Source organism: Lysinibacillus sp. JK80, assembly GCF_027557635.1.
Classification (GTDB): Bacteria; Bacillota; Bacilli; order Bacillales_A; family Planococcaceae; genus Lysinibacillus; species Lysinibacillus capsici.
The window spans coordinates 1,718,380-1,742,313 of record NZ_CP058997.1 but is presented as its reverse complement, the minus strand read 5'-3'; the positions used below and the strand labels follow the sequence as shown (position 1 = coordinate 1,742,313).

General features: G+C 35.9%; 29 protein-coding genes. 14 read left to right on the top strand and 15 right to left on the bottom strand.

The annotated features are described in order from the left end of the window. The first annotated feature begins 31 nt into the window (after positions 1–31). From HXV90_RS09220 to HXV90_RS09210, 3 genes are all read left to right on the top strand, one after another. Positions 32–1,234: a YbfB/YjiJ family MFS transporter gene (locus tag HXV90_RS09220; protein ID WP_269898851.1), complete on the top strand. Its 1,203-nt coding sequence runs from the start codon at positions 32–34 to the stop codon at positions 1,232–1,234. Between the two features lie 185 nt (positions 1,235–1,419). Continuing rightward, positions 1,420–2,160, top strand: coding sequence for a class I SAM-dependent methyltransferase (locus HXV90_RS09215; RefSeq protein ID WP_269898850.1), 741 nt, complete (start codon positions 1,420–1,422; stop codon positions 2,158–2,160). Between the two features lie 13 nt (positions 2,161–2,173). Then, a complete protein-coding gene (locus HXV90_RS09210; protein WP_257961725.1) occupies positions 2,174–2,689 on the top strand; it encodes a DUF6886 family protein in 516 nt (171 codons plus the stop codon). A 48-nt stretch (positions 2,690–2,737) separates the two neighbouring features. Here the strand turns inward: HXV90_RS09210 and HXV90_RS09205 are convergent, their stop codons facing one another. Together HXV90_RS09205 and HXV90_RS09200 are read right to left on the bottom strand one after the other, a co-directional pair. Beyond that, the gene (locus tag HXV90_RS09205) at positions 2,738–3,223 is read right to left on the bottom strand and encodes an NUDIX hydrolase (protein WP_066036627.1); all 486 of its coding nucleotides are present in this window, start codon (positions 3,221–3,223) and stop codon (positions 2,738–2,740) included. Between the two features lie 19 nt (positions 3,224–3,242). Then, positions 3,243–3,788, bottom strand: coding sequence for a GrpB family protein (locus tag HXV90_RS09200; RefSeq protein WP_257961724.1), 546 nt, complete (start codon positions 3,786–3,788; stop codon positions 3,243–3,245). A gap of 84 nt (positions 3,789–3,872) precedes the next feature. Between HXV90_RS09200 and HXV90_RS09195 the strand changes: the two genes are divergently transcribed. Further along, positions 3,873–4,322: a 2-thiouracil desulfurase family protein gene (locus HXV90_RS09195; protein ID WP_269898849.1), complete on the top strand. Its 450-nt coding sequence runs from the start codon at positions 3,873–3,875 to the stop codon at positions 4,320–4,322. Positions 4,323–4,398: 76 nt separating this feature from the next. Here HXV90_RS09195 and HXV90_RS09190 read toward each other — a convergent pair whose 3' ends face one another. The 5 genes from HXV90_RS09190 to HXV90_RS09170 form a co-directional block, all read right to left on the bottom strand. Next, positions 4,399–4,536, bottom strand: a complete 138-nt coding sequence (locus HXV90_RS09190) for a response regulator (protein ID WP_269898848.1) — start codon at positions 4,534–4,536, stop codon at positions 4,399–4,401. A 32-nt stretch (positions 4,537–4,568) separates the two neighbouring features. After that, entirely contained in the window at positions 4,569–5,267 is a 699-nt protein-coding gene (locus HXV90_RS09185) for a hypothetical protein (RefSeq protein ID WP_048391214.1), read from the bottom strand. An 18-nt stretch (positions 5,268–5,285) separates the two neighbouring features. Then, a complete protein-coding gene (locus tag HXV90_RS09180; protein WP_269898847.1) occupies positions 5,286–6,158 on the bottom strand; it encodes an ABC transporter ATP-binding protein in 873 nt (290 codons plus the stop codon). A gap of 159 nt (positions 6,159–6,317) precedes the next feature. Further along, complete coding sequence (locus HXV90_RS09175; protein ID WP_048391207.1) at positions 6,318–7,334, bottom strand: ABC transporter permease; 1,017 nt, start codon at positions 7,332–7,334, stop codon at positions 6,318–6,320. Next, complete coding sequence (locus HXV90_RS09170; RefSeq protein ID WP_269898846.1) at positions 7,331–8,059, bottom strand: ABC transporter ATP-binding protein; 729 nt, start codon at positions 8,057–8,059, stop codon at positions 7,331–7,333. Before HXV90_RS09170 ends, HXV90_RS09175 begins: the two co-directional genes overlap by 4 nt. Positions 8,060–8,175: 116 nt before the next feature. On the opposite strand from HXV90_RS09170, the gene HXV90_RS09165 reads away from it, so the two are divergent. After that, entirely contained in the window at positions 8,176–8,772 is a 597-nt protein-coding gene (locus HXV90_RS09165; protein ID WP_016993228.1) for a TetR/AcrR family transcriptional regulator, read from the top strand. A gap of 39 nt (positions 8,773–8,811) precedes the next feature. Here HXV90_RS09165 and HXV90_RS09160 read toward each other — a convergent pair whose 3' ends face one another. From HXV90_RS09160 to HXV90_RS09145, 4 genes are all read right to left on the bottom strand, one after another. Then, on the bottom strand, positions 8,812–9,609 hold the full coding sequence (locus HXV90_RS09160; protein ID WP_175400711.1) for an ABC transporter permease subunit: 798 nt from the start codon (positions 9,607–9,609) through the stop codon (positions 8,812–8,814). A gap of 2 nt (positions 9,610–9,611) precedes the next feature. Further along, positions 9,612–10,493, bottom strand: a complete 882-nt coding sequence (locus tag HXV90_RS09155; protein WP_269899035.1) for an ABC transporter ATP-binding protein — start codon at positions 10,491–10,493, stop codon at positions 9,612–9,614. A gap of 21 nt (positions 10,494–10,514) precedes the next feature. Beyond that, positions 10,515–11,150, bottom strand: coding sequence for a TetR/AcrR family transcriptional regulator (locus HXV90_RS09150; protein ID WP_115673485.1), 636 nt, complete (start codon positions 11,148–11,150; stop codon positions 10,515–10,517). Between the two features lie 137 nt (positions 11,151–11,287). Then, positions 11,288–12,187 (bottom strand): hypothetical protein, encoded by a 900-nt coding sequence (locus tag HXV90_RS09145; protein ID WP_269898845.1) that lies wholly within the window; start codon positions 12,185–12,187, stop codon positions 11,288–11,290. Positions 12,188–12,472: 285 nt separating this feature from the next. Here HXV90_RS09145 and HXV90_RS09140 point away from each other — a divergent pair, with 285 nt between their 5' ends. From HXV90_RS09140 to HXV90_RS09120, 5 genes are all read left to right on the top strand, one after another. Continuing rightward, complete coding sequence (locus tag HXV90_RS09140) at positions 12,473–12,778, top strand: hypothetical protein (protein WP_269898844.1); 306 nt, start codon at positions 12,473–12,475, stop codon at positions 12,776–12,778. Positions 12,779–13,288: 510 nt separating this feature from the next. After that, the gene (locus HXV90_RS09135; protein WP_054550638.1) at positions 13,289–13,861 is read left to right on the top strand and encodes a class I SAM-dependent methyltransferase; all 573 of its coding nucleotides are present in this window, start codon (positions 13,289–13,291) and stop codon (positions 13,859–13,861) included. Beyond that, positions 13,861–14,448, top strand: coding sequence for a DedA family protein (locus tag HXV90_RS09130; RefSeq protein WP_054550639.1), 588 nt, complete (start codon positions 13,861–13,863; stop codon positions 14,446–14,448). Before HXV90_RS09135 ends, HXV90_RS09130 begins: the two co-directional genes overlap by 1 nt. 53 nt (positions 14,449–14,501) lie before the next feature. Further along, positions 14,502–15,203: a response regulator transcription factor gene (locus HXV90_RS09125; RefSeq protein WP_269898843.1), complete on the top strand. Its 702-nt coding sequence runs from the start codon at positions 14,502–14,504 to the stop codon at positions 15,201–15,203. Further along, positions 15,187–16,698 carry a sensor histidine kinase gene (locus HXV90_RS09120; RefSeq protein ID WP_269898842.1) on the top strand — a complete coding sequence of 504 codons (1,512 nt, stop codon included), beginning with the start codon at positions 15,187–15,189 and terminating at the stop codon, positions 16,696–16,698. The genes HXV90_RS09125 and HXV90_RS09120 overlap by 17 nt, the downstream gene beginning before the upstream one ends. A 4-nt stretch (positions 16,699–16,702) precedes the next feature. Here the strand turns inward: HXV90_RS09120 and HXV90_RS09115 are convergent, their stop codons facing one another. Next, a complete protein-coding gene (locus tag HXV90_RS09115) occupies positions 16,703–17,008 on the bottom strand; it encodes a hypothetical protein (RefSeq protein WP_048391191.1) in 306 nt (101 codons plus the stop codon). 279 nt (positions 17,009–17,287) lie between these two features. On the opposite strand from HXV90_RS09115, the gene HXV90_RS09110 reads away from it, so the two are divergent. After that, positions 17,288–18,889 (top strand): Na/Pi cotransporter family protein, encoded by a 1,602-nt coding sequence (locus HXV90_RS09110; protein WP_181574679.1) that lies wholly within the window; start codon positions 17,288–17,290, stop codon positions 18,887–18,889. Between the two features lie 106 nt (positions 18,890–18,995). On the opposite strand, the gene HXV90_RS09105 is transcribed toward HXV90_RS09110, so the two are convergent. Further along, positions 18,996–19,874, bottom strand: coding sequence for a LysR family transcriptional regulator (locus HXV90_RS09105; protein WP_269898841.1), 879 nt, complete (start codon positions 19,872–19,874; stop codon positions 18,996–18,998). Between the two features lie 100 nt (positions 19,875–19,974). On the opposite strand from HXV90_RS09105, the gene HXV90_RS09100 reads away from it, so the two are divergent. Next, positions 19,975–21,138 (top strand): YbfB/YjiJ family MFS transporter, encoded by a 1,164-nt coding sequence (locus HXV90_RS09100; RefSeq protein ID WP_269898840.1) that lies wholly within the window; start codon positions 19,975–19,977, stop codon positions 21,136–21,138. A gap of 41 nt (positions 21,139–21,179) precedes the next feature. Here HXV90_RS09100 and HXV90_RS09095 read toward each other — a convergent pair whose 3' ends face one another. Beyond that, a complete protein-coding gene (locus HXV90_RS09095; protein ID WP_048391185.1) occupies positions 21,180–22,040 on the bottom strand; it encodes a YitT family protein in 861 nt (286 codons plus the stop codon). A gap of 32 nt (positions 22,041–22,072) precedes the next feature. Next, a complete protein-coding gene (locus tag HXV90_RS09090; RefSeq protein WP_048391183.1) occupies positions 22,073–22,612 on the bottom strand; it encodes a transcriptional regulator in 540 nt (179 codons plus the stop codon). Positions 22,613–22,795: 183 nt separating this feature from the next. On the opposite strand from HXV90_RS09090, the gene HXV90_RS09085 reads away from it, so the two are divergent. Next, positions 22,796–23,047: a PLD nuclease N-terminal domain-containing protein gene (locus HXV90_RS09085; protein ID WP_054550645.1), complete on the top strand. Its 252-nt coding sequence runs from the start codon at positions 22,796–22,798 to the stop codon at positions 23,045–23,047. Then, entirely contained in the window at positions 23,031–23,933 is a 903-nt protein-coding gene (locus tag HXV90_RS09080) for an ABC transporter ATP-binding protein (RefSeq protein ID WP_054550646.1), read from the top strand. The genes HXV90_RS09085 and HXV90_RS09080 overlap by 17 nt, the downstream gene beginning before the upstream one ends. Position 23,934 lies beyond the last annotated feature (1 nt).

Sequence of the window (23,934 nt, the reverse complement as noted above, 5' to 3'; positions counted from 1 at the left end):
GCTCTGTATCCTTTTAATTACAGTAGAATATATGAGAGGGGGGTTCATCATTAATCGACAACATGTAGGAATTGTCTTTGGAGGAATTTTATTATTAGTTGTTGCTATGGGGATTAGTCGATTTGCCTTCACACCGATTCTACCCTTTATGCGTCATGATGTAGGGTTTTCATTGGAAGTGGCTGGTTTTTTAGCTTCAAGCAATTATATTGGTTATTTCATTGGCGCATTATGGGCAGGGTTCATTTATCGTCAACGTAAAAATGTTTTAATGGCAAGTGTTGTTACCAATGTCCTATCTGTTATATTAATGGGCTTAATAGAAGTGTATAGTGTTTGGCTAGTTCTGCGTTTAATTGCGGGCATTACAGGGGGCCTTATTTTTGTGTTAACATCGAGTATTATTATGGATTACTTGGCGAAGCATTCATTATCACGTTGGTCTGGCTATGTATTTAGTGGTATAGGCTTAGGGATTGCTATTTCAGGTTTATGTGTACCTGCTATAGAAGCAAGATTTGCTTGGCAGGGTGCATGGTTAGGCTTAGGAATTTTATCAGCGATTTTTTTATTTATTACCTCTTATTTATGGAGAAGTTTAGTGGTGCAGGACAGCACAAAAGTTACGAAATCTCTTGATACAAAAATGACAAAGGGTTTTATGCCATGGCTGATTTTATCCTATGGTTTAGAGGGGTTAGGCTATATTATTACAGGTACTTTTTTAGTCGATATTATTCATAATATTCCTTCTCTTCAAGTTTACTCTTCCTATAGCTGGGTCATTGTGGGGCTCGCGGCTATTCCTTCAGCTCCTGTTTGGACGGTCTTATTAGAGAAGTTTTCAGCTATAAAAATTTTGTTTGTGGCATACATACTGCAAGTGGTTGGTATCCTGTTACCTGTTTTTGCACAAACGGTATGGAGCGTTTTATTAGCATCTTTTTTATTCGGTCTAACCTTTGTAGGAATTGTCACGCTAACTACTTCCTATGCACGACAGCTATTCCCGACAAAGAGCGGATTCGTTGTTTCTTTATTAACAACCTTTTATGCTTTTGGACAAATTATCGGACCGATTATCGCAGGAAAACTGGTCGAAGTTTATAGTAGCTATAAAGCAGCACTTATATTTGCTGGTGTCATAGTGTTTCTTGCATTGCTCGTTATGGTAATTGGTAGATGGCTAACTGTAAAAAAAGAAGCTGTTGCTGAACATACAATTTCTATATAACGCATAAAAGCCAGAAATCCAAATAGGATTTCTGGCTTTATCATTTACTTAAAGAAGCCGTGCCTCTATCTACATGATATTAAAAAATAAAATAAAAGTCTATATATTTTTTTCTTTATATGGAAAAATAGACAAGTGCACATAGGACGTAACGTTACGATTTTACTTTGAAATGGGGACTGTAAATGAACACAGAACAAGCTATTCAACGCTGGAATCGATATGCGGAAAGATATACAGCAAACTACGATGAGCAGGGGGATATTCATCGTGTCGTACTGTTAAATCCCACTATCTTTTCTTTGCTAGGTGAGGTAGATGGAAACCATCTATTAGATGCAGGATGTGGAGAAGGCTATTTAAGCAGATTACTGATAAAGAAGGGTGCAAGAGTAACAGCTGTTGATTTTTCACAAAAAATGCTAGACATTGCTATGGAAAGAACACCACAGCAGGAAGCTATTCAATTTTTACACGGGAATTGTGAAAATTTATCCTTTTTAGCAGATGAACAATTTGATGGTATTGTTTCAAATATGGTTCTCCAAGATTTAGAGGATTATCAGGCTGCTCTATGTGAGATGTTTCGATTATTAAAACCTAATCGCACTTTTATTTTTTCGATTTTACATCCATGCTTTGTGACACCAAATAGTGGATGGATGAGACATGAGCAGCTAGATCAACAGTATTGGAAAGTCCAACGCTATTTTTATGAAGGGGAGTATCACCAGCTAGATGCTGACCCACCAATAGTTCTATACCACCGAACATTAACAAGCTATGTGCAAGCAATTAGGCAAGCTGGATTTACTATTGAGACTATTGTAGAGCCCAAGCCATCACAAGACATGCTAAAGAAGTACCCTCAATTTGTGGAAGATTTGCATTGTGCAGATTTTATTGTTTTTAAATTAAAGAAATAAAGGAGAAGTAACCATGCGTTTATTTCATGTCAGTGAAGACCCTACTATTATGATTTTTCATCCACGACTGCCTGAGCGACCAGATTTAGATGCTAAAAAAGGGCTAGTATGGGCAATCAACGAAAGATGCCTGCCAAACTATTTAACGCCAAGAGATTGTCCGCGTGTCTGCTTTCATGCAGGAGATCAAACAACAGAGCAGGACAGACAGCAATATCTACATCAAGCTTCACATGTAGTAGTCATAGAAAACAAGTGGTTAGAAGTATTGAAAACTACAAGTCTTTACCTATATGAGTTTGATAGTAATGGATTCACTTTACAGGATGATATTGCGGGCTATTATACGAGTGAAATAACACAAATGCCCATCCATGTCTCAGAGATCAATGATATAGCTAAAGCGTTATTGGAGCGCAATGTTGAATTGCGAATCGTGGATAGCTTATGGGAAATACATGATGACATCCAAAATACAAGCTTAAATTGGTCAATATGCAGAATGCGCTTTGCACAACCAAGATTCTAAAAACAAGCCTCGTTATGCACCTATTGCATGGACGAGGCTTATTTATTATTAGACAGTCGATGTTTGTTCAATTGGTGCTGAAGAGATATTGACTAATTTCTTGTCTTGATATGTAAAAATATAATCATAGTTAGTTGTTTCATTAAGCATCTTAGGTAAATAATATTTTAAGTCCGCAATACCTACATTTTCAGGGTGTAAAATCCAAGTAAGCTCCTTCCAATCAAGAATGCCCTCAGCAACCTTTATCGGTGTTACATATGGAAAAGATTCAGGTAGTTCCGCTATAAACGCATACATACAGCCATAGTTAACAACGCCATCTGTCCAGGTAATCTTACCCTTATAGGTAATATCCTCAACCGTAATGCCTGTTTCTTCTTTAATTTCTCGTAAGGCACCAGCTAATGGTGTTTCATCCTGTTCAATTTTGCCACCAACACCATTCCATGCGCCCATCCACTGAGGCTTATCTCTATTCAATAAAAGGATATAATCACCTTTCTTCAGAAAACAAATTGTAAATTCAGCCAAGTTTGTTCCTCCCTTTTCTTTAGTTATCTGAATTGGCAGGGGACCAGCCAGTCTGCTGACTCCAATGATTTGCTTGTTTTAAAATTTCCCATATGATCGATTCTTTAGATTTTGTATAAAGTTGACGATTATATTGGTATTTCTTAGCCGATTCATATTTTACCTGCTCATAGCGACGACAGTAATCTGGATGACGGCGCAAAAAATCTCGAAATAATAAGGCTAGCTGCTCTGCCCAACTACCAGCCTGTCGAACATGAATATGTACTCGTCTATCTCCTGGAGCCTCTCGAAAATAGCGTTTAGACTTGTCTGGATTTTCTGCTCGATAACTAAAACCTAGAGATTCTAATGAAGCTTTAAATGCTGCCAATGGTGTAAACGATGTGACGGATATTTGTATATCAATTACAGGCTTTGCTGCTAGCCCTGTTACAGCAGTTGAGCCAATATGATCAATTCTCAGCGCTATGTTTCCTAAGGCCTCCCGTAATTGACAGCCTATGCTATGAAATTCCTTAGCCCATTCATCTGTATAAGGTAAAATCAAAATAGGATCAGGCATTTTATCTCCTCCCTTAGTCTTCATAAAATTATTGTAGCATGCGTGTTATAGTGGAATAAAGATAGTAGAGGGAGTGAGAAAACGATGATTTTAATAAGTGCTTGCTTAGCAGGTTTAAATGTTCGTTATAATGGCACAAACAGTATAGATGAAAAAATACAAAAGCTTGTGTTAGAAAATAAAGCTGTCACGGTTTGCCCAGAGCTTATGGGAGGCTTTTCAACGCCCCGCGAACCGGCTGAAATTGTAGGTGGCAATGGACAAGATGTACTTGATGGCAACGCAACAGTGGTTGAAAGTTCTGGACGAGATGTCACAGATTTATATCTGAAGGGAGCCTATGCAACCTTACAAAAAGCACTTGAGGTAGGGGCAACTCATGTCATTTTAAAGGAATATAGCCCATCCTGTGGCAGTGCAAAGATTTATAACGGTGCGTTTAATGGAACAAAATTAGCTGGCGAAGGAGTAACTACGGCATTGCTTCGAAGAAACAATATTGTCGTGCTATCTGAAGAGAATTTTTTTGAATAAATAAATTTGGCCCCTAAACTAGTAGGGGCCAAATTTATTTATTCAACAATTAATATGCGAGGCGACGTTTTAGCAATTATTTTGGTCGAAATCCAGCCGCCAAAAATGCAGCTATATGTGAATCAAACTCATTAACACTTAAGTAGTCCCTTATAATATTAGCTATATCATTTTCGTCTTCAACAATTAGTACTTTGATGTTCCCGTTGCTCATACATACTATCTCTCCTTAGTAAGATGTCTAAATCATTTTCTTCGGTTGACTAGGAAAAAAAACAAAACAATGATAAGGAATGCATAAATTATAATCCATGTGTATTGCCAATAAAAAACGTTGGGTATAACTTCAATTTGATCGCCCACACTCATCATTTCTAATGAAAAATGAAGAGGAGGAAGTAACCAAAGAAGTCCAGTTAGAATAGAATCTTTTAAAGTAGCGATCACGACAGAAATAATAAGGATGCCTATTACACCCCACCACGTATTTCGCCTATTTTTCACGAGTTCCCTAGTAAATAAAGCAGTGAGAGCAATGGCAAGTAACGATAAACTAAAATGAGATAAGAAACCTAGTAAAATATGTAATAGTTTGGGCTTCTCAAAAAATGCCTCTATTAGGATTGGATAGATGACAGAAACACAGCTTAGGCTAAAGGCAAGCAGCCCACAAATGATGAATATCCCTAAATTGTAGTCTATTGTTTTTCTCGTATGAAGGGTAGTAATCATTTTTTGTCCTTCATCTTCAGCATGAAATAATGTAACAGTAAACCAGCCCATTAAAAAAAAGAGCACAAGAGATGTAAATGAATAACTATCTAATATTGGATTAGGCACAAAAGTATAATTAACGATAAGACATAGAATGAAGATTGTAAAAGGTGGAACGTATTGATAGGTTCTTAAATAATTTATCAATTGATAACGTACTAAACTGCTCATCTTTTTCGATTCCTCCTTTCAAAAATGAGAAGAGAATTGTTCTTTTTTGTAGTGGACAGTAGCTAAATATTTAATTGAAGCATTGTGTTGTAATAATTTCAGTAAAATTTCATCTGAATCCTTTGCTGGAACAATCGTCACTATTTCATAATGTCCATTCACTAGAAGTTGTTTTTGTTGAATCTCCATAGAAGGTATGATTTCATCGAGTAATGACAGGCTAGCAATCTCAAAAATTAATCGATGCGTTGGATTGCGATCGAAACCCTCTATCTGAATGATCGTATTCTCTTGAATAAGTAAAACGGAGTCTACAAGGTTTTCGAGTAATTTGGTTTCATGACAGGTTAAGAGGATACTGAGTCCTTTGCTTCTTACTCTAGCTAAGATTTGTTCGAAATCATTTTGTGCCTTGGCATCAAGTCCTGACAATGGTTCATCCATTATCAGTAGATCAGTTTCTTCTAGCATCGCCTGCATAATCATCACCTTTTGCTTCATCCCTTTAGAGAAATGGACAATCCTTGTATCTTTTTCCTCTTTTAGTTGAAACATATCAAGTAATTCTTCTATCTTCTGCAAAAGCTGCTTTTTAGCCATACCTCTTATACAGCCCATGTGATAAAGATATTCTTGAGGCGTAAATAAAATATGAGAAGGAGTTGTTTCTGGTACATAGCCAACTTTTAAAGACGTTTTATGCTTCACAATAGAACCACTGTCTGGTTTAATGAATGCTGCAATAATCTTGAGTAAAGTGCTTTTTCCAGAACCATTTTTCCCCACTAGAGCAATGATTTGATTGGACGGAATTGAAAACGATACATTCTCTAAAATTTTTTTCCCATTGTATTGTTTACAGATGTTTTGTACTTCCAAAATAGTAGTCATCTTCACACACCTTTATTTTTGGATAATTCTTCTCCATAAAATAATTATAATGAAAATCGACCATTCACTTCAATTAAATTGGTTATATTTCCTGTTTTTAGTTATTTAAGTTACATAAAAAAGCTCTGCTTTTTAAATAGCAGAACTTTTAAGGATTGATTACAACGAACGATATTTTTTTAAACTGATAATATTTAACGTAATGAAAACAATGGCAAAACAAGCAAGAATGCTGAGATTCACTATAATATCAGAAAGTGAATAACCTTTATACATCACACCATTCAATGCGTCCGCAGCATAGTATAGAGGCATGATACGCCCAATGTTTTGAAGCCATTCCGCCATACTATCCAGCGGGAAAATACCCGAAAAGAACACTTGAGGAACAATAACAAGCGGAATAAATTGCATCATTTGAAATTCTGAAGCGGCAAAGCTAGATAGCAACGCACCTAAGGATAACGAGACAAGAGCAACCATCATATTGATGAGTAGGACAAGCCAGATGGAGCCAACATGGACAATATCGAGCACATAAATACCAAACAGGACGATAATAATTGTTTGCAGGAACGCAAATAAACCATAGCCAACCATATAGCCTGCTACAATTTCTGAACGTTTAATCGGTGTCGCTAGTAAACGCTCCAATGTTCCAGAAGTACGCTCCTTTAATAAGGCAATGCCCGTAATTAAAAAAACAAAGAAAAAAACAAAGAAGCCAATGAGCATAGGACTAAATATATCAAAAATAGCCGTATCCTGATCACCATAAACATAGTCCGTTTTCATACTGCCTATAGAGGCTTGTGTAGGCTGTAAGATTTGAGCAAGTTGCATCGTTAAAGCCTTTGCCAGAGAAGGATCATCATTTAATAAAGTTAACTTACTAACATTTTGCTCTACTGCTAGCCAACCATTATACTCTTTATCTTGTAGCTGTTTTTTTGAAAAATCATTGTCCACGATAATGGTAAAATCAGTCTCTTTTAATTTGTCGATCAATGGGGCGGGCGCATTAGAGACCACAAGTGTGACGGAAGCCTCATTACTATTGAAAATAAAATACATTAAGGACAAGACAAGAAGTGGGGCTAAAAATAATAAAGCAAGTGTCCGTCTATCTCTTTTCATTTGTTGGATGATTCTTGTGATGATAGCACTTATTCTCATTGAACGTCACCTCCAGCTTTTACAAACACCTCCTCAAAGTCTTTTGCTTGATAATGTTCTTTTAACTCTTGTGGGGTACCCTGTGCAATAATATGTCCACTTCTCAGCATGGCCAATTGATCACATCTTTCCGCTTCATCCATCGCATGCGTCGTCACTAAAATGGTTTTTTGTTCTTGATCTTTTAAACGAATCAGTTCTTGCCAAATTTCCTTTTTTAAGACAGGATCTATCCCCACCGTTGGTTCATCCAAAATGAGTAGTTTAGGATTTTGAATAAGGGCAATAGCAAGAGATAATCGACGTTTCATTCCCCCCGAATAATTTTCTACTTTTTGTCGTAAGTCATCTGTTAAACGAACGAGGCTTGCCGCATAGGCTACTCTTTCTATTCGTTCCGCTTTAGATAGTGAATAAAGCTTTGCAAAAAAATGTAGATTTTCTTCTCCCGTTAAATCTGTATAAAGTGCATCTGATTGTGCCATATAGCCAATGTCATTTAATAATTGTTTATGAGGAACATTCAAATCTAATACTTGAATAGTACCACTATCAGGTTTCAGCATGCCCATAATCATTTTGATTAGTGTTGTTTTACCACAGCCTGACGGACCGAGTAAGCCCATTAACTGTCCCTTGGGAACATCCAAAGAAAGGGGGGCAATAACTTGCTTATGTTGAAATCGTTTTTCGAGAGACTTAATAGAGATTGCCTGGTTGCCCATATGGTCCTCACTCCTTCACTGAACACAATGTTGATTTGATAAAAATTTTACGGTAGCATGTGAGCAAATACAATCAACAGTTTGCCAGCAAGTGTTAAGTAAATGGAGGGAAATATGTGTCTGTACATGAAAAAATGAATTTTGAAACGAAGCAAGCCATTAAAAATGCTTTTATCCAACAAGTAGAGGAGGTAGGCTTTGAGCGTGTGACTGTAAAGAATTTAGCGTTAGTAGCTGAAATTAATCGTGGCACGTTTTATTTACATTATTCAGATAAATATGATGTGATGGAGGATTTGCAGCAAGAGCTATTAAAGGAGTTAGAGCGCTATGTCAAACATGTTCAGCCGTTGGATGCTTTTCAAACGTTAAAAATGGGGCAACTTTATCAGCCATTTATCAAGGTGATAACGTGTATAAAAGAGCATGCACCAGCTTTTCGTATGTTATTAGGAGAGCAGGGGAGCCCTAGCTTTACACAAAAGGTGAAAATGATCTTTGGGAGTCATATTTTGGACAGATTATCGCTTATACGCAAGGAAGCACAAGATCCAGAGTTTCAACAATACTTACAAGCCTTTATAGCATCTGCCATTTTAGGGGTCATTCAGGAGTGGTTGGACAAGGGGAACGAGAACTTAACAGTAGAAGAAATGGTCGCTCTACATTTTCGATTAATACGTTTTTTAGGAAATGTAGTAGGTACTATTTAATGAAAACCGCTACAGCACTGGATCTGTAGCGGCTAGAAATTAGAGATGCAAATCTCGTTTTACAAAAAAACGAATTGCTAGACTATAGCAAAGCAAGCCAATGAGGAAAAGTGTACCTAGCATCCACCAGCAAGAGCTATTTTGTTGGATTAATTGAACGGAATCGAACAATGAATAGATTGTAATGTATTGTAATTTGTCTAGTGAACCCCCCATATTGCTCAGTGCCTCAATCAGATAAAAGGCAATGGGAATGCCAGCACTATAGGCATAGGATGTTCTTAAATCTTTCGTGCTGCAAGACATAAGAAAACAGAATCCACTAATGGCAAAGTGCAATAAAAATAGCCCGAAATTTAACAGCAGTAGGGCCGTTATGTCCAGCTCATTAGGGAATAATATTTCTGCAAAGACAATCATGACCAACGTAGTAACAGCAAGGAGTGTAAAAAGGCTGATGATCAAAAATAGTGCTTGTGTAAAGACAATTTTAAAACGTGTATTCGGTGTAGCGATTAAGTATGCCATCGAACCATTATCAATATAGCCCATGATGAGCTTATTGGCTAACATGATAGAAAATACCAAAGGAAGAATCATTAATAAAAATCCATATAAATAGGTGGAGAGAAATTCTATCAAGGTATCGCCAATGCTGGTCATACCAAAGGCTGCCATCATCTCAGGCATTGTTTCTGTTAATTTTTTTAGTGTATCCGTCATTTCTGGGTTATACATATAAATTACACTGACAATATATAGCATTAGTACACCGATAATTATGGTGAATAGTTTAAGAGAGGCAAATAACTCATGCTTGAATAAGGTAAAATTCATGATTAAGCACCTCCACTTTCGTAATAATGCATAAAAATATCTTCTAGTGACTGGGAAATAACGTCTAAGTCTATAATTTTATAGTTAGATAGCGTATGGAGAAATGCTTGAAGGTCTCCCATTATAGTAATCATAACTTTTGTAGAAGAGATACGTTCAAGTACATATTCCTCATCAAGGAAGCGAGTGAGCTCTTGCTCATCTTGAAACTCAAGCATGTATTTTTTAGATTTACGTTTCTTTAAATCTGTAATGGTTTCAGTCGCCACGATTTTACCTGTATTAATAATCGCTACACGATCACAAGTTTTCTCTACTTCTTCAATCATATGAGAGGACATGAAAATGGTCGTTCCTTTGTCCTTTTCAGCTAAAATGAATTCAATAAATTTGGTTTGCATGAGCGGGTCTAAACCACTAGTAGGTTCATCTAGAATGACAATTTCGGGATGATGCATGAAGGCACAAACTAAACCAACCTTCTGCTTCATACCTTTCGACATTTTTTTTATGAGCCCAGAAGCATCTAATTCAAAGAAATGCATTAATTCCTCGGCATGGGTGTAATCATTCATCCCTCTTAACTTAGCAATAAAGTGAATAAATTGCTTACCCGTCATTTTATCAATAAACGCAATTTCTCCAGGTAAATAGCCAACAACTTGTTGGATGGTTGCAGATGCCTCCCGACAATTTAAACCGTTAATGAAACAAGAGCCCTCAGTTGGCTGTAAAAAACCCATTAAATGGCGTATGGTTGTGGATTTTCCTGCCCCATTTGGTCCTAAAAAACCGAACACTTCACCCTTTGGAATTTGTAGATGAACATTTTGTATACTATAAAAATCGCCAAACTTTTTAGTTAAATGGTTTACTTCAATCATGGACACGTCACTCACCCCATTTTATTGATACAATAATGTTTTCAAAAATAGAAAATATTCACTAGCCTCTTCCATGCATTGCTCGATTAATTCATTAAAGAGCTCTTGATTATCTACATGCGCTTTTAATCTTTCCTCATAACGATGACTGATACCATCTGTTACCCATTGAATAGTATCAATTGCCTTTTTTATATCCAAATTTTCTCGGAATAAACTAGTATCAATTCCTTCGAATGCAGTTACATAAGCATTTTTTTGAAAAGCGGCATTGTAATGATTTAGTTCATCTCGTACCTCAGAGCTTGTTTCAGCATAGGCCTTTTTCAAAAAATCAAACAGCGCATGATATTGCTTCATGAGATCAATTTTAATTTTCATGATCTGTTCATAACGCTTAAAAATATCAGGCTCTGCTAAATCAATTTGGCGATTAAGTGCCACAGAGAATTTAGTAGTTGTATAGTCATATAAGAAAAGATATAAATTTTTTTTACTACCAAAATAGTGATATAAAATGCCTTTTGATATATTGGCATTGCTCACAATTTTGTTTGTTGAAGCGGTAGCATAGTTATTGAGCGAAAATTCCCTTAAGGCAGCATTAATAATTGCTTGGCGCTTTTCTTCGGTTAAATTCATAAAAGCTTGATACAATTTTTTACTCCTTTCCGTCATATTTTATGCCATTATATAGAAATTGACTACTGTGGTCAATGTGATTTGGGAAAATAAAAAAGAACATGATTGTGACCATTTCCAATAGTCTCACTCATGCTCTCCATTGCTTCAGTTTACTTATCATAATAATTGTTCAATGCAATTTCTAAACGTTCTTCTAAATGCTTTGAAATATAGCTTAGAACGAACTGCTCTTTGTCCATTTCAATTTGTGCGGACTTGAAAAATTTGGTGAAAAAACCGACTTTATGATTTTGGGAATATTGCTGTAATGCTTCTGTACGTAATGTAGAAACGATTTCATTTTCTATATGACGCTCTCTAATCTTTTGGACAATGTCCTTCACGCTATTTTCTTGCAGCTCGGTAATTTGATTTTGTAGATGCTCATTTTCCTGCTTTAGCTCCAACGTTTCTTTTTGAATTTCTTCCACTTGAAGGATAGAATCGGTCGAAAGACGTTGAATGTTTTTGTCAAGAAAGTCCTGATTAATGTTAACTTGTAATGTCCCTTGCTCTTCATTCGGCAAAATCTGAAAAAGACCTGTTTGAATCATTTGCTGTAGGACGTTTCCAAGCAAATCGATTTTATGTGATAAATCCTCAGAATCCATGGTCGTTGCGGTAATTTGGTGTTTCAGCAACTGACCGTTATCATCAATACCTAGCAATAATTTAATCCCCCTTACACGATACTCATCCTTCAATAATAAAATCATGCGCAATCTCAATATAGCAGGTAGGTTTAAACGAATATTGCTATTTGTATTGGGCGAAGCATTGTCAAAAATATACTGTTCAAATGGTTTTAAATAGTAGCGAAGCATGGCGTCTGTAATATCAAACCAGCCCGCGACTTCTGCAATTGTATAGTGTTTCGAATCATCGATCTCTGCTAAATACCCATCATTATAGAGGTTTTCCTCTAAAGGTGTATGTTGCAGTGCCACAAACAATGGGTCATCTTGCACAATTTCAAGTACCATTTCTTTTGCATCATTTACTTTAAGCATCCTTACACACCCCACTTTATTTTTCCCATGACTAAATGTTCCCTATATAGGTTTCTATTCGATTGGCAGCAATTGTATGCCTATTTTATGTAGGAAATAGTCATTAGAACGAAGTACCTTTTAATCTTTTATGAATCTTAAGGGAAATTGTACTGATGTTCAGGAGGAAGTTAATACAGAAGAATTACCATCCTATACATTTTATTTATTATAGATAAAAGAATATAATTAGTGTAAAATTACACTTAAATAATCATATTATATTTTTGTGGAGGTGTAGCTGAAATGAAAAGATTTATTCAAAGTATGTTGTCGCTATTTCCATTCCCGTTTTTATTTCATTTTTACGAGTATAATAGCCACCTCTCAAACCAAGAGGCTAGCTTCTTATTTCCGTTATTTCTTTTTTTCATTATTGGAGTTGGCATAGTATCTAGAAATGATCATCTACCTTTGTTCATTGTCCTAAATTTTTTGATGACTGCTTTGTCTTTAATGTTAGGCCATTTTTTTATAGATGATGATGGAAGTTGGTTTAAGCCTTTTGGAAGAGATGTAGCCATTATCTTTGTTTCATTTTTTATGTTTTAGGGCAATTAATTATAAGAGGGATTAGAAAAGGAATCATGAGACATAGAGTAAAAGATTAAAATTACAATAAGTCGTATAAGAAAGAACCATGCCTTTATAAGAAGAGAGGAAAATATGTTCATTACTATTGATACAGCTAAAAATGAAGATTATATTGCGATCAATCATCTTGGGGAAACGGATACTTGAACGTTGTAAAGAATGGGGAGGGGGCTACATCTATAGAATTAATGTGTGTGAGTTCAATACCAATGAAATTGAATTTTATGAGCATTTAGGGATGAAGAGTGTAAAAAGAAAAATGAAGATGAATATAGAAATCAAGCAATTAAGTCACTCATGAATGAACATGAGTGACTTTTTTGTTTCACCGTATGAGATCGTGTTGATCTACTAACTAAATAATGTCAATTATTAAGAAAAAGTTAAGAATTCTCCTTGCAAATCTTTAAGAAAGTCTCTTTATAGTTAAAACCATCAATAAAGAAAGCAAAGCGAGGAGACAACTAAATGCAGCTCATCACCTTCCTTACTGAATTTATAAAGCATCCAAAAACAATAGGCGCTATATCACCTAGTTCTAAGAAATTAGCGCATAAAATGGTGCAACCTATTTGCTTTGAGACGGCTCAATGCATTATAGAGCTTGGCCCTGGGATGGGGGCCTTTACAAAGGAGCTTGTGAAAAGAAAAAAGCCAGCTACATTGCTTGTTCTCATTGAACATAATGCGATTTTTTGTGAGAAACTGCGTAGGCAATTTGCTCATGTAGCCAATGTTGTAGTGATCCATGGTTCAGCAGAAAATTTGAAGCAATATTTGACAGATTTGAATATCGAAAAAATAGATTATGTTATTTCTGGACTGCCATTTACTTCGTTAAAGGCGGAAGTATCGTGTTGTATTTTAAGAAATGTGAGGGATTGTTTGTACAATGGAAAATTCATTACTTTCCAATATTCACTTGTAAAAAAATCATTTTTTCAAACCTATTTTCAGAATATTTCACATGAGAAAGTATGGATTAATATGCCACCAGCCTATGTATTGAGCTGTAGGCTAGGAAATACGAGGGTCAGCTAATGGAGCTAAAGGATCTTTTATTATTTATTGAACAATATGGCTATTTTGCTTTGTTTTTTAGTTTATGGCTAGGGATCATAGGCATGCCGCTACCAGATGAAATGATTGTCATGAGTGGTGGTTTTCTATCGTCGCTAGGAAAATTGATCATATGGAAATCTTTCTTACTTACTTATTTAGGCGTTGTTTCAGGGCTTTCTCTAGGATTTATACTTGGAAAACTATTTGGTCATCGTGTACTCGATAAACTTGTGAAAAAGAAAAAGGCAAAGTACTTAACCAAATCACAAGAATTGTTAGATCAATATGGACACTTTGCATTAGTCCTGAGTTACTTTATTCCAATTGTTCGACATATCCTCCCTTACTTGGTGGGAATGAATAATATGTCTTTTAAAACATATGCCTTATTTTCCTATACAACAGGCTTTGTCTGGACATTGATTTATTTTACACTAGGTTTATTATTTGGCAGTCAAATTGAATATATTTCTTTGATTGCTACGAAATATGGTATTTACTTTGGGTTATTCATCGTGACTGTTAGCTGTATTTATTATTTTTATATACGGAAAATAAAAAAATAGCTAAAATGGAGGAGCATTATGAATGGAAAATATTTGATTAATGGTGGGATTAGATGAGTAATGAAACAATTTTAATTGTAGATGATGAAAAAGAGATAAGAAATCTGATAGGCATTTATTTGAAAAATGAGGGATTTCATGTGTTAGAGGCATGTGATGGAGAAGAGGGCTTACAGTTAGTAAAGAAGCATAAAGTACATTTAATTGTATTGGATTTAATGATGCCTAAAGTAGATGGCATTGAAATGTGTATGAAGGTAAGAGAAATAGCAGAAATGCCTATTATTATGCTAACTGCCAAATCTCAAGATATGGATAAGATTAGTGGTTTAACGATAGGTGCTGATGATTATGTGACTAAGCCCTTTAATCCGTTAGAGCTAATTGCCCGCATTAAATCACAGCTCCGTCGCTATCTGAAAATGAGTGGCTTACATAGCAGCAATAGAGAGGAGCTGGAAGTTGGCGATTTACGTATCAATACAGCGACACATGAAGTTTTTGTTAACAATGAAAGAGTAAAGCTGACACCTAGGGAGTTTGCTATTTTGGAATTGCTTGTTAGTAACCCTGGCATTGTCATGAGTGCAGAGCAAATCTATGAAAAAGTTTGGAAAGAGGAAGCATTTCAATCGGAAAATACTGTAATGGTACATATTCGAAAAATTAGAGAGCGAATTGAGGCAAATCCAAGGAATCCACAATATATTAAAACCGTATGGGGAGTAGGGTATAAAGTTGAAAAAGTTCTTTAGGCTTTTAAAGTTCCCAAGGTTTCTGAAGCAAATTGGTGCGAAAATAAAAAATAATATTCAACGTAGCATTCGTATTCAACTATTTACAACGTTTTTATTATGTGCACTTGGCAGTTTTTTAGTGGCACGTGCAGTAGTGCCATTTTTTGAGAATAACAATGAGACAGTGATTGTGGATTATAGTGGTAGTATGAAGATGATGTATTATCATGCACAGGATACAGCAGCATTGGCAACCCAAGAAAATAGTGTTGAAGCATTAAGAGAATTGATCGATCAAGAAAATGGAAAAATAGAAAATGAGGACAATGCATTCAAAATTGTCGTCACAGATGAGGCAGGTAAGATCTTATATAAAACAAAGCAGGTAAAAGAGCAACAAATCGATTTGCATGAAGAAATAAGGCATGTCATGGGCTTTACAATGAATCAACCTTTTGAAAATGCCTATCATATGATCGAAACTTCTCGTGAAGAGTTTACTACATTAGTGCCACTAACTTTACAAGATAAAAATTATTACTTCTTTGTTAGTGGGCTTCCACAAGGAGAAGCCATCACAAGTACGAATGAAGGTCCCATACCTTTTTTCATTGGTGTTATGTTGTTTATCGTATCATTTTTCTTGATAACAAAACGCAAAATGAATCAAATTGAGGCATTAGCAGAGGGGGTTATGGAAATCGCAAAAGGAAATTTAGCCTTTCGTATTGAGAAAAAAGGCCAAGATGAAATTGCTTCACTAACGGATAATGTTAATCAAATGGCAGAAGAAATTATGACAAGTATCGAGATGGAGAGGAAAATTGAGCAACAAAAAAACGAGCTTATTACAAATGTTTCACATGACCTTAGAACACCTCTTACCTCAATCATGGGTTATTTGCGTTTATTAAGAGAAGAGAAGTATGAGACAAAAGAGCAATATGACGAATATTTGAAAATAGCCTTTTCTAAATCCGAGCAATTAAAAAATTTAATAGACGATTTATTTGAATATACTAAGCTCACGAATGATAAAAATACTTTAATGCGACAACAAGTTTGTGTAAATGAGCTGCTCTCACAACTAATGGAGGAACTAGTGCCGTTAGCAGAGGAGAAACAACGTATTTTTATAAAACATTTTCCAGAGAATCGAATTTTTGCTGCGCTGGATTCGGAAAAGATTGTACGAGTTTTTGATAATCTACTCATCAATGCGATCAATTATAGTACTGCTGAAGGAAAAATTATGGTTTCCCTTGAAGGACAAGCAAACCATGTACGTATTTGTGTAGCGAACCAAAGTGATGCCTTTACATCGGTGGAGCTTGCTAGTTTATTTGAGAGATTTTATAAAAAAGATCAATCGAGAACAAATGTAACCGAGGGCTCAGGGCTTGGACTAGCGATTGCGAAAAGCATAGTGGAGCTTCACGGAGGAACGATTCACGCAAAATACAAAAACGAGACACTGTACTTTATTATCACATTGCCGTTAGCAGCTTCATAACTGACTACAATGGAAGAATAGTAATGGCATGTTGTGTTTGTGTATGATGTGACAGCATGTCTTGCAGGGTTGCTAGGGTAGCTGTGTTTCTGATTAATAATTGGATTTCAGTATGCTTGTATTGTCGTTGAAAGTCCATAATATAATCTGCAATGATATGTAAATTATATTGATTTTTAATCTCTACCTCAACGAAAAATGGCAGTGTTAAATCTGGCAGCTTAATACTGCCACCACGTCGAATCCAAATTGCTTCCTGCACATAGTAGCGGATCGGTAATTGGCGGTTACTAGCTATAAAAATATCCATAGAAAACTCCCTTCAGTGTCTAAGTACAGCCTAATGGAAATGCATTCAGTCGTCAAAAGAAAACATGTGAAAATCTGATTGAAGATTTTTTCATGTTTTTTTTGTTTGTTTTTTGTTGAATTTGATTTGAATATGTCCGTTTTTTGGACTAATTGTAAAGGGCGTGTAAACATTAACTTAATCCATTGTAAATGATATGTACAGCTAGCTTAAAACTATTAATAATAAAGTCTGACAACAAGGAAAGGGTTGAATGGATTGGCTATCAATGTACAGGAGATGATTTTCCAATTTCTTGGAGGGTTAGGCTTATTTCTTTTCGCTATTAAATTTATGGGAGATGGCTTGCAGAAGGCTGCAGGTGATCGACTAAGAGATATTTTAGATAAATTTACAACAAACCCATTGATGGGTGTACTAGTTGGTATTGTGGTTACAGTTCTCATACAATCAAGTTCAGGTACGACCGTTATAACTGTTGGACTAGTGAGCGCAGGACTTATGAAATTGCGTCAAGCAATAGGCGTTATTATGGGAGCTAATATTGGGACAACCATCACAGCATTTATTATAGGAATAGATGTAGGTGCTTACGCATATCCAATTATGGCAGTGGGCGCGATATGCTTATTTTTCTTTAAGAAGAGTTTCATTCAAAATATGGGACAAGTATTATTCGGGTTTGCAGGTTTATTTATTGGTTTAGAGCTTATGAGTGGTGGAATGAAGCCGCTTAGAGATTGGCAACCATTTTTAGATTTGACTGTACAAATGTCTGATGTGCCGATTTTAGGGGTATTAGTAGGAACGATATTCACCCTGATTGTTCAATCTTCCTCAGCTACAGTAGGGATTTTACAAGGGCTTTATGCTGAAGATTTAATAACTTTACACGGGGCATTACCTGTCTTGTTTGGAGATAATATTGGTACAACGATTACAGCAATTCTAGCTGCTTTAGGTGCTTCTATTGCAGCAAAGCGAGCAGCTGCCACACATTTACTATTTAATGTAGTGGGTACAATTATCTTTATGCTCATATTGGGATTATTTACGAACTATGTGGAATGGATTGCAGGGGTGCTCAATTTAGAGCCGAAAATGCAAATAGCCTTTGCACATGGAACGTTTAATGTCATCAATACAATCATTCAGTTACCATTCATAGGTGTTTGGGCTTATGTCGTAACGAAACTAATTCCAGGCGAAGATTCAGTTATTGAATACAAACCAAAATTTTTGGATAAAAATTTGATTATCAAATCACCATCAGTGGCATTAGGTCAAGCAAAAATGGAAGTAGTGCGCATGGGCGAGTATAGTATTCAAGGTCTAGAAGAAACGTTAACGATTTTGAAAACGGATGATGCTAAGTTAATTGGCAAGGTCGGCCAATTGGAGGAAGCCATTAATAATTTAGACCGCAAATCAACGGAATATTTAGTGGAGCTATCAAAACAATCTCTATCAACCCATGATTCCCAAGTGCATCATGCTTTATTTGAAAATATTCGGGATATCGAACGAATTGGTGATCATGTAGAAAATATAATTGAGCTTCTGCAATACAAGGATAGTAATCGCGTTCGTTTAAGTCAACAAGCGATGCAGGAGTTAGAAGATATGTTTGTTTTTACATTAGAAACTGTGAAAATGTCTATTGAATCCCTTGATAAGCGTGATCTTTCCTTAGCACAGCAAGTGATAGAAAAAGAAAATGAAATTGATAATATGGAGAGACGTTTACGTAAGTTGCATATTAAGCGATTAAATGAAGGAGTTTGCTCAGGTTCAGCAGGTATTGTATTTGCGGATATTGTGAGTAATTTAGAAAGAATTGGTGATCATGCTTCTAACATAGCGGAAACCGTTATTGCCTAATATTAAGCTGTTCAGTGGAGATAATCTGCTGAACAGCTTTTTTATTAGGGGAAGGATAGAATTGTTAAAATGACGGATAGAATTTCAAAACTGACGGATAGAACCCTCAAACTGTCGGATAGTCATAAGCTTCTATGGCTTCTAAAAAATAAATTAGGATGGGGGATTGTACTTCGTCCTTACGATAAATAAACCATGTAGGAATATGTGCTTGCTTGTTCTTTATCTTGTGCAATGTTAATGCTTGTGTTGCCATATATTTTTCCGCAATGGCAAGTGGTAGTAAGGTAATACCTAACCCAGCAGCAACACAGCCAATAATACCGTCAAGCGTACCAAGCTCCATTCGATTTTGTGGTCGAACCCCTTCTTCATGTAACCAATGTTCCAAGATGGCTCGATAGGAACAGCCGTGGCGGAATGTAATCACAGTGCTTCCCTCTAAATCCTGTAGATGCTTAATAGGTTTATGCTTGCTAGAAGTGAGAATAACAAGCTCTTCACAGACAAACTCTTTCATCATTATATTTTCTTTATAAACAGGTCCGGTAACAAATGCGCCATCTAGTTCATAGTTTTCTACCCGTTCAATATTGTACTGAGAAGGGCTTGTTGATATGGTGATATCCACTTGTTCATGTGCTTGATGAAATGTGCTTAACAGAGTTGGTAAATGCAATGCAGCAGTTGTTTCCATTGAACCAATTCGTAAAATGCCTCGTTGTTCCTCCGTTTCATGTATGATCTCAAAGGTTTTTTCATAGAGATGAAGCATTTTTAGGACTAACTCGTAGAATTGTTCTCCTTTTGGTGTTAGCCGTATCCCTCGATGTCCACGATAAAAAAAGGTTGTTTCGTAGAGTGCCTCAAGACTTTGTATTTTCATAGAGATGTTGGATTGTGTGTAATTAAGTGCTGTGGCAGCTTTAGAAAAGCTACCTGTTTGGACGACTGTTCGAAAAATCGTTAAATCATTAATATTCATATGCCCTCCAGCTATCAATTTTATTGATACTTATTATAAAGAATTAGATCTATTTTTGATACCTAGATATTCGATATAGTGAAATAGAAGGAGTGATGATATGCACAAGCAAACCGTACGCTATTTAATCGGGGGTATTTTTGCTTTAGTTATTGCTATGGGCATCGGCCGTTTTTCGTATACGGTTATTTTACCTTATATGCAAGAAACTTTTGAATTTAGCCGAGCAACAGCAGGTTACTTAGCAACAAGTAATTACTTAGGTTATTTGGTTGGAGCCTGGGTGGCAGGCCGTTTACCAATAGGGAATAAACGTATTCTCTTTTTGCAAATTACCCTTGTTATCAGCATTTTAACAACAGCCTTCATGGGCTTTACAAATGTAATCATCATTTGGTATTTATTACGATTTATCTCGGGTGTTGTGAGTGCTTTTATTTTTGTTGTTATAACAAGCCTTATACTAGACCAGTTAGCCAGCAGTAGTCATATGCATCTATCGGGGCTGTTCTATAGTGGGGTGGGAATAGGGATTGCATTAAGTGCGGTAATTGTTTCACCAATCCAAGCTGTTTTCCATTGGAATGGAACTTGGATCGTATTAGCTTTATTTAGTATTGTATTGTTTGTCTTGATTGTACTATTCATTAAGCCTATTACACCAAGTAAACAACTAGTGGAAAGCCAGATAATTTCACAGAAAACGCCTCCTCAGTCTTGGATGAAATGGTTAATCATCGCTTATAGCTTAGAGGGGCTTGGCTATATTGTCACAGGCACATTTATTGTATCAATTGCACAGGAGTCGACAAGCTTTCATGGAGATGCAGCCTTTGTATGGTTTGTTGTGGGTGTTGCAGCAATTCCCTCATGTATCGTTTGGTCTAAGCTAGCACAGCGTTATGGCTATGTGAAAATTTTACTCATCTCTATGCTACTGCAAGCGATAGGTATTGTTTTACCTGCGCTAGCTACAAATTCGATGACCCTTTATGCTAGTGCCTTCATTTTCGGGGCAACCTTTATGGGAATTACAACTGTTTGTACAACATTAGCGAGGAAACTTGCACCAGTTAATAGTCATCAAATGATAGGTTATTTAACGGCTGGCTATGCGCTCGGACAAATGATTGGTCCATCCATTGCAGGCACACTTGCAAGTTACACAAATAGCTATCAGTATGCCTTAGTTGGGGCTTCCTTAGTAGTAATGCTGGGAGGATTATGTTTAATAGGAGGCGTAAAATATGATAGAAGCAACTAAAAAAAGTAAGTAAGGTATAGTGCGCCTTACTTACTTTGAAATTAATGGATATCTCGTTTCTTAAAGTTACCACCACGAACTTCTGACACATCAGAAATGACTACAAAAGCGCCTTCGTCGATGTCTTTAATAATCGAAACTAATTTATTTTCTTCCATACGGTTAATGACACAGTTTAAGATTTCTGTTGGTTCATTGGAGAAACCACCACGTCCATGTGTATAGGTAACACCACGTCCTAAGCGGGCTTGGATAGCGTCTCCAATCTCCTCGGATTTTCCACTAACAACACGAACTTCTTTTGATTTTTCTAAACCAACTTGGATAATATCGATAACATTTTTGGCAATATAGTAAGTTAACGCTGAGTAGAGAGCACTCTCTAAGCCAAAGATAAAGCTTGCCCCTAAGAAAATAAAGGCATTGATAAATAATATAATATCGCCGACTGAAAATGGAATTTTACGAGATAATAGTACAGCTAAAACCTCTGAGCCATCTAAAGCGCCACCATTTCGTAGGACAATTCCAATACCCACACCAAGGAGCATACCACCAGATAAGACAATTAGGAGGGGATCATTTGGGCCTAAAATGGTTTTGACGTCATGTAAAAGCACTGTAGAAATCGATAATGCTGCAATACCAGCGCTACTCATTAAGGCAAAGGTTTTTCCAACTTGCTTGTAGCCGATATAAATGAACGGAATATTTAATACAAAGAGCAGTACGCCTAACGGGATACCAAAGAGGTGCGCACCCATAATACTAAGACCTGTTACACCGCCATCAATGACAGCATTCGGAATTAACACGGCCTCTAGTCCGTATGCGGCTATAACTGCCCCAATAATGATCATAATTAATTTTCGTATATTTTCTAGTGACTTTCCTTTTTTCATAAATCTTCTCCATTTCTTTACGTCAATAGTACCTAAGGCTTTGGAATAATATTTAAAGCAATTGTTTTAGTCTCCAAACCTTTATTTGAATCGGTCATATTATAGTATTTAGTTAATAAATCGTTTAATTCATTTTCAAAGTTTTTGAATTGATCGTCCGTTAACGTTAAGTCGATTAAAGAAAAAGTTGCTAAATCTGTTGTGCTTTCTTTTTCATCAAGTGAATGCAAATAATTTTGATATTGAGATAGTAAAGCCAATTGATAGTAGGAAATATAATTTAATTTTTGCTTGGTTGTGAGTTGAGTCCAATCCTCCTTACTAAGTTTTGCTGCTCCTTCATTTAATGCATAAAACTTCTCTGTAACAGAACGAACTTTTCGCTCTTTCACAATTTTTATGATATTTTCATCGACTAAAATTTGGATATGACGATATAGAGTGGCTTGTGGTACATCTTTAATGACAGAAATCATCTCCAATGTGCTTAAACCCTCTTCTTTATTGTGCATCAGAGCTTGTAAAATTTTCATTCTCACAGGGTGCATTAATACCTCTGCTTTATTACGCATAAACCGATCCTCCTACCAGAAAATGAGATAGTATCAAGGGAAGCAATCAAATGTTATCAATTTGAGAACATTATCAAAAAATATACTATAGCGTTTTTTTAAAGATGTACAGTAAAAAGGTAATGAAATTTTTTCATTCTTTTGTTATCATTATTGATAATGATAATGAAAGGGGTTATAAAAATGAAATTACACTATGGTTTTGAAGACTTAAATCAAATTGATTGGGCAAACATACTACCAATTCTTTTACCATTTGTACTCGTAGGTTTTTTACTTATCACTGTTGCACTAATAGATTTATATAAACATAGAGATAGCAGAGAAAACATACTAATGTGGGCCATTATTATTTTGTTCTTTAATACAATTGGTTCTGTTCTATATTTCGTGATGGGAAGAAAGGATGTCAATAAACGTGCGCTTAGAAATTAATAATATTACGAAAAAATTTAAACAGAAAACGGCAGTAAGTAGCTTTTCAATGGTTATAGATTCGAATGAATGTGTAGGGCTTATTGGACCAAACGGGGCAGGAAAATCTACATTAATTCAGATTATTGCTGATATTCTTTATGCAGATGCAGGGGACATTGTACTTGATGGGCAAAAAATTTCAAAGATGAAAAATCATATTGGTTATTTACCACAGTACCCTAATTTCTTCTCGTGGATGACAGCCTCTGAAACTTTAGCCTTTATGGGGACACTTTCGGGTATTTCGAAAAATCAATTACAAAAAGACATCCCAATTCTTCTGGAAAAGGTAGGCTTAGGGAAAGAAGCATATGCTCATGTTGGAACATTTTCAGGAGGTATGAAACAGCGTCTTGGAATCGCACAAGCTTTATTACACAGGCCAGCTTTCATCATTATGGATGAACCAGTTTCAGCCCTAGATCCAATTGGTAGACGTGAAGTGCTGAATCTATTAAAAGACATAAAAAAAGAAACGACCATATTACTTTCTACACATATTTTAGCCGATGCGGAGGAAGTTTGTGAGCGCTTTGTGGTCATTAAAAATGGTTACAAAATAGAAGATGCAACAAAATTAGAGTTACTTAATCGCTATCAAGATTCAGCTATCTTTTTAGCGGTTCAAAAGAAAGATGTGAAGTGGCTAACAACGATTGAACATTTACCTTATGTAAAGAGAATCGAAAATTGTGGGGAAGGTTTTAAAGTATATGTCAATCACTTGGAAAAGGACGCCCATCGATTGCTACAGTACGGATTGGATTCAAATGTACTATTTACAAAGTTTGATCTTGGCCTTCAAGAAAGCTTAGAAGAAATATTTTTAGAATTGGTGGTGTAAT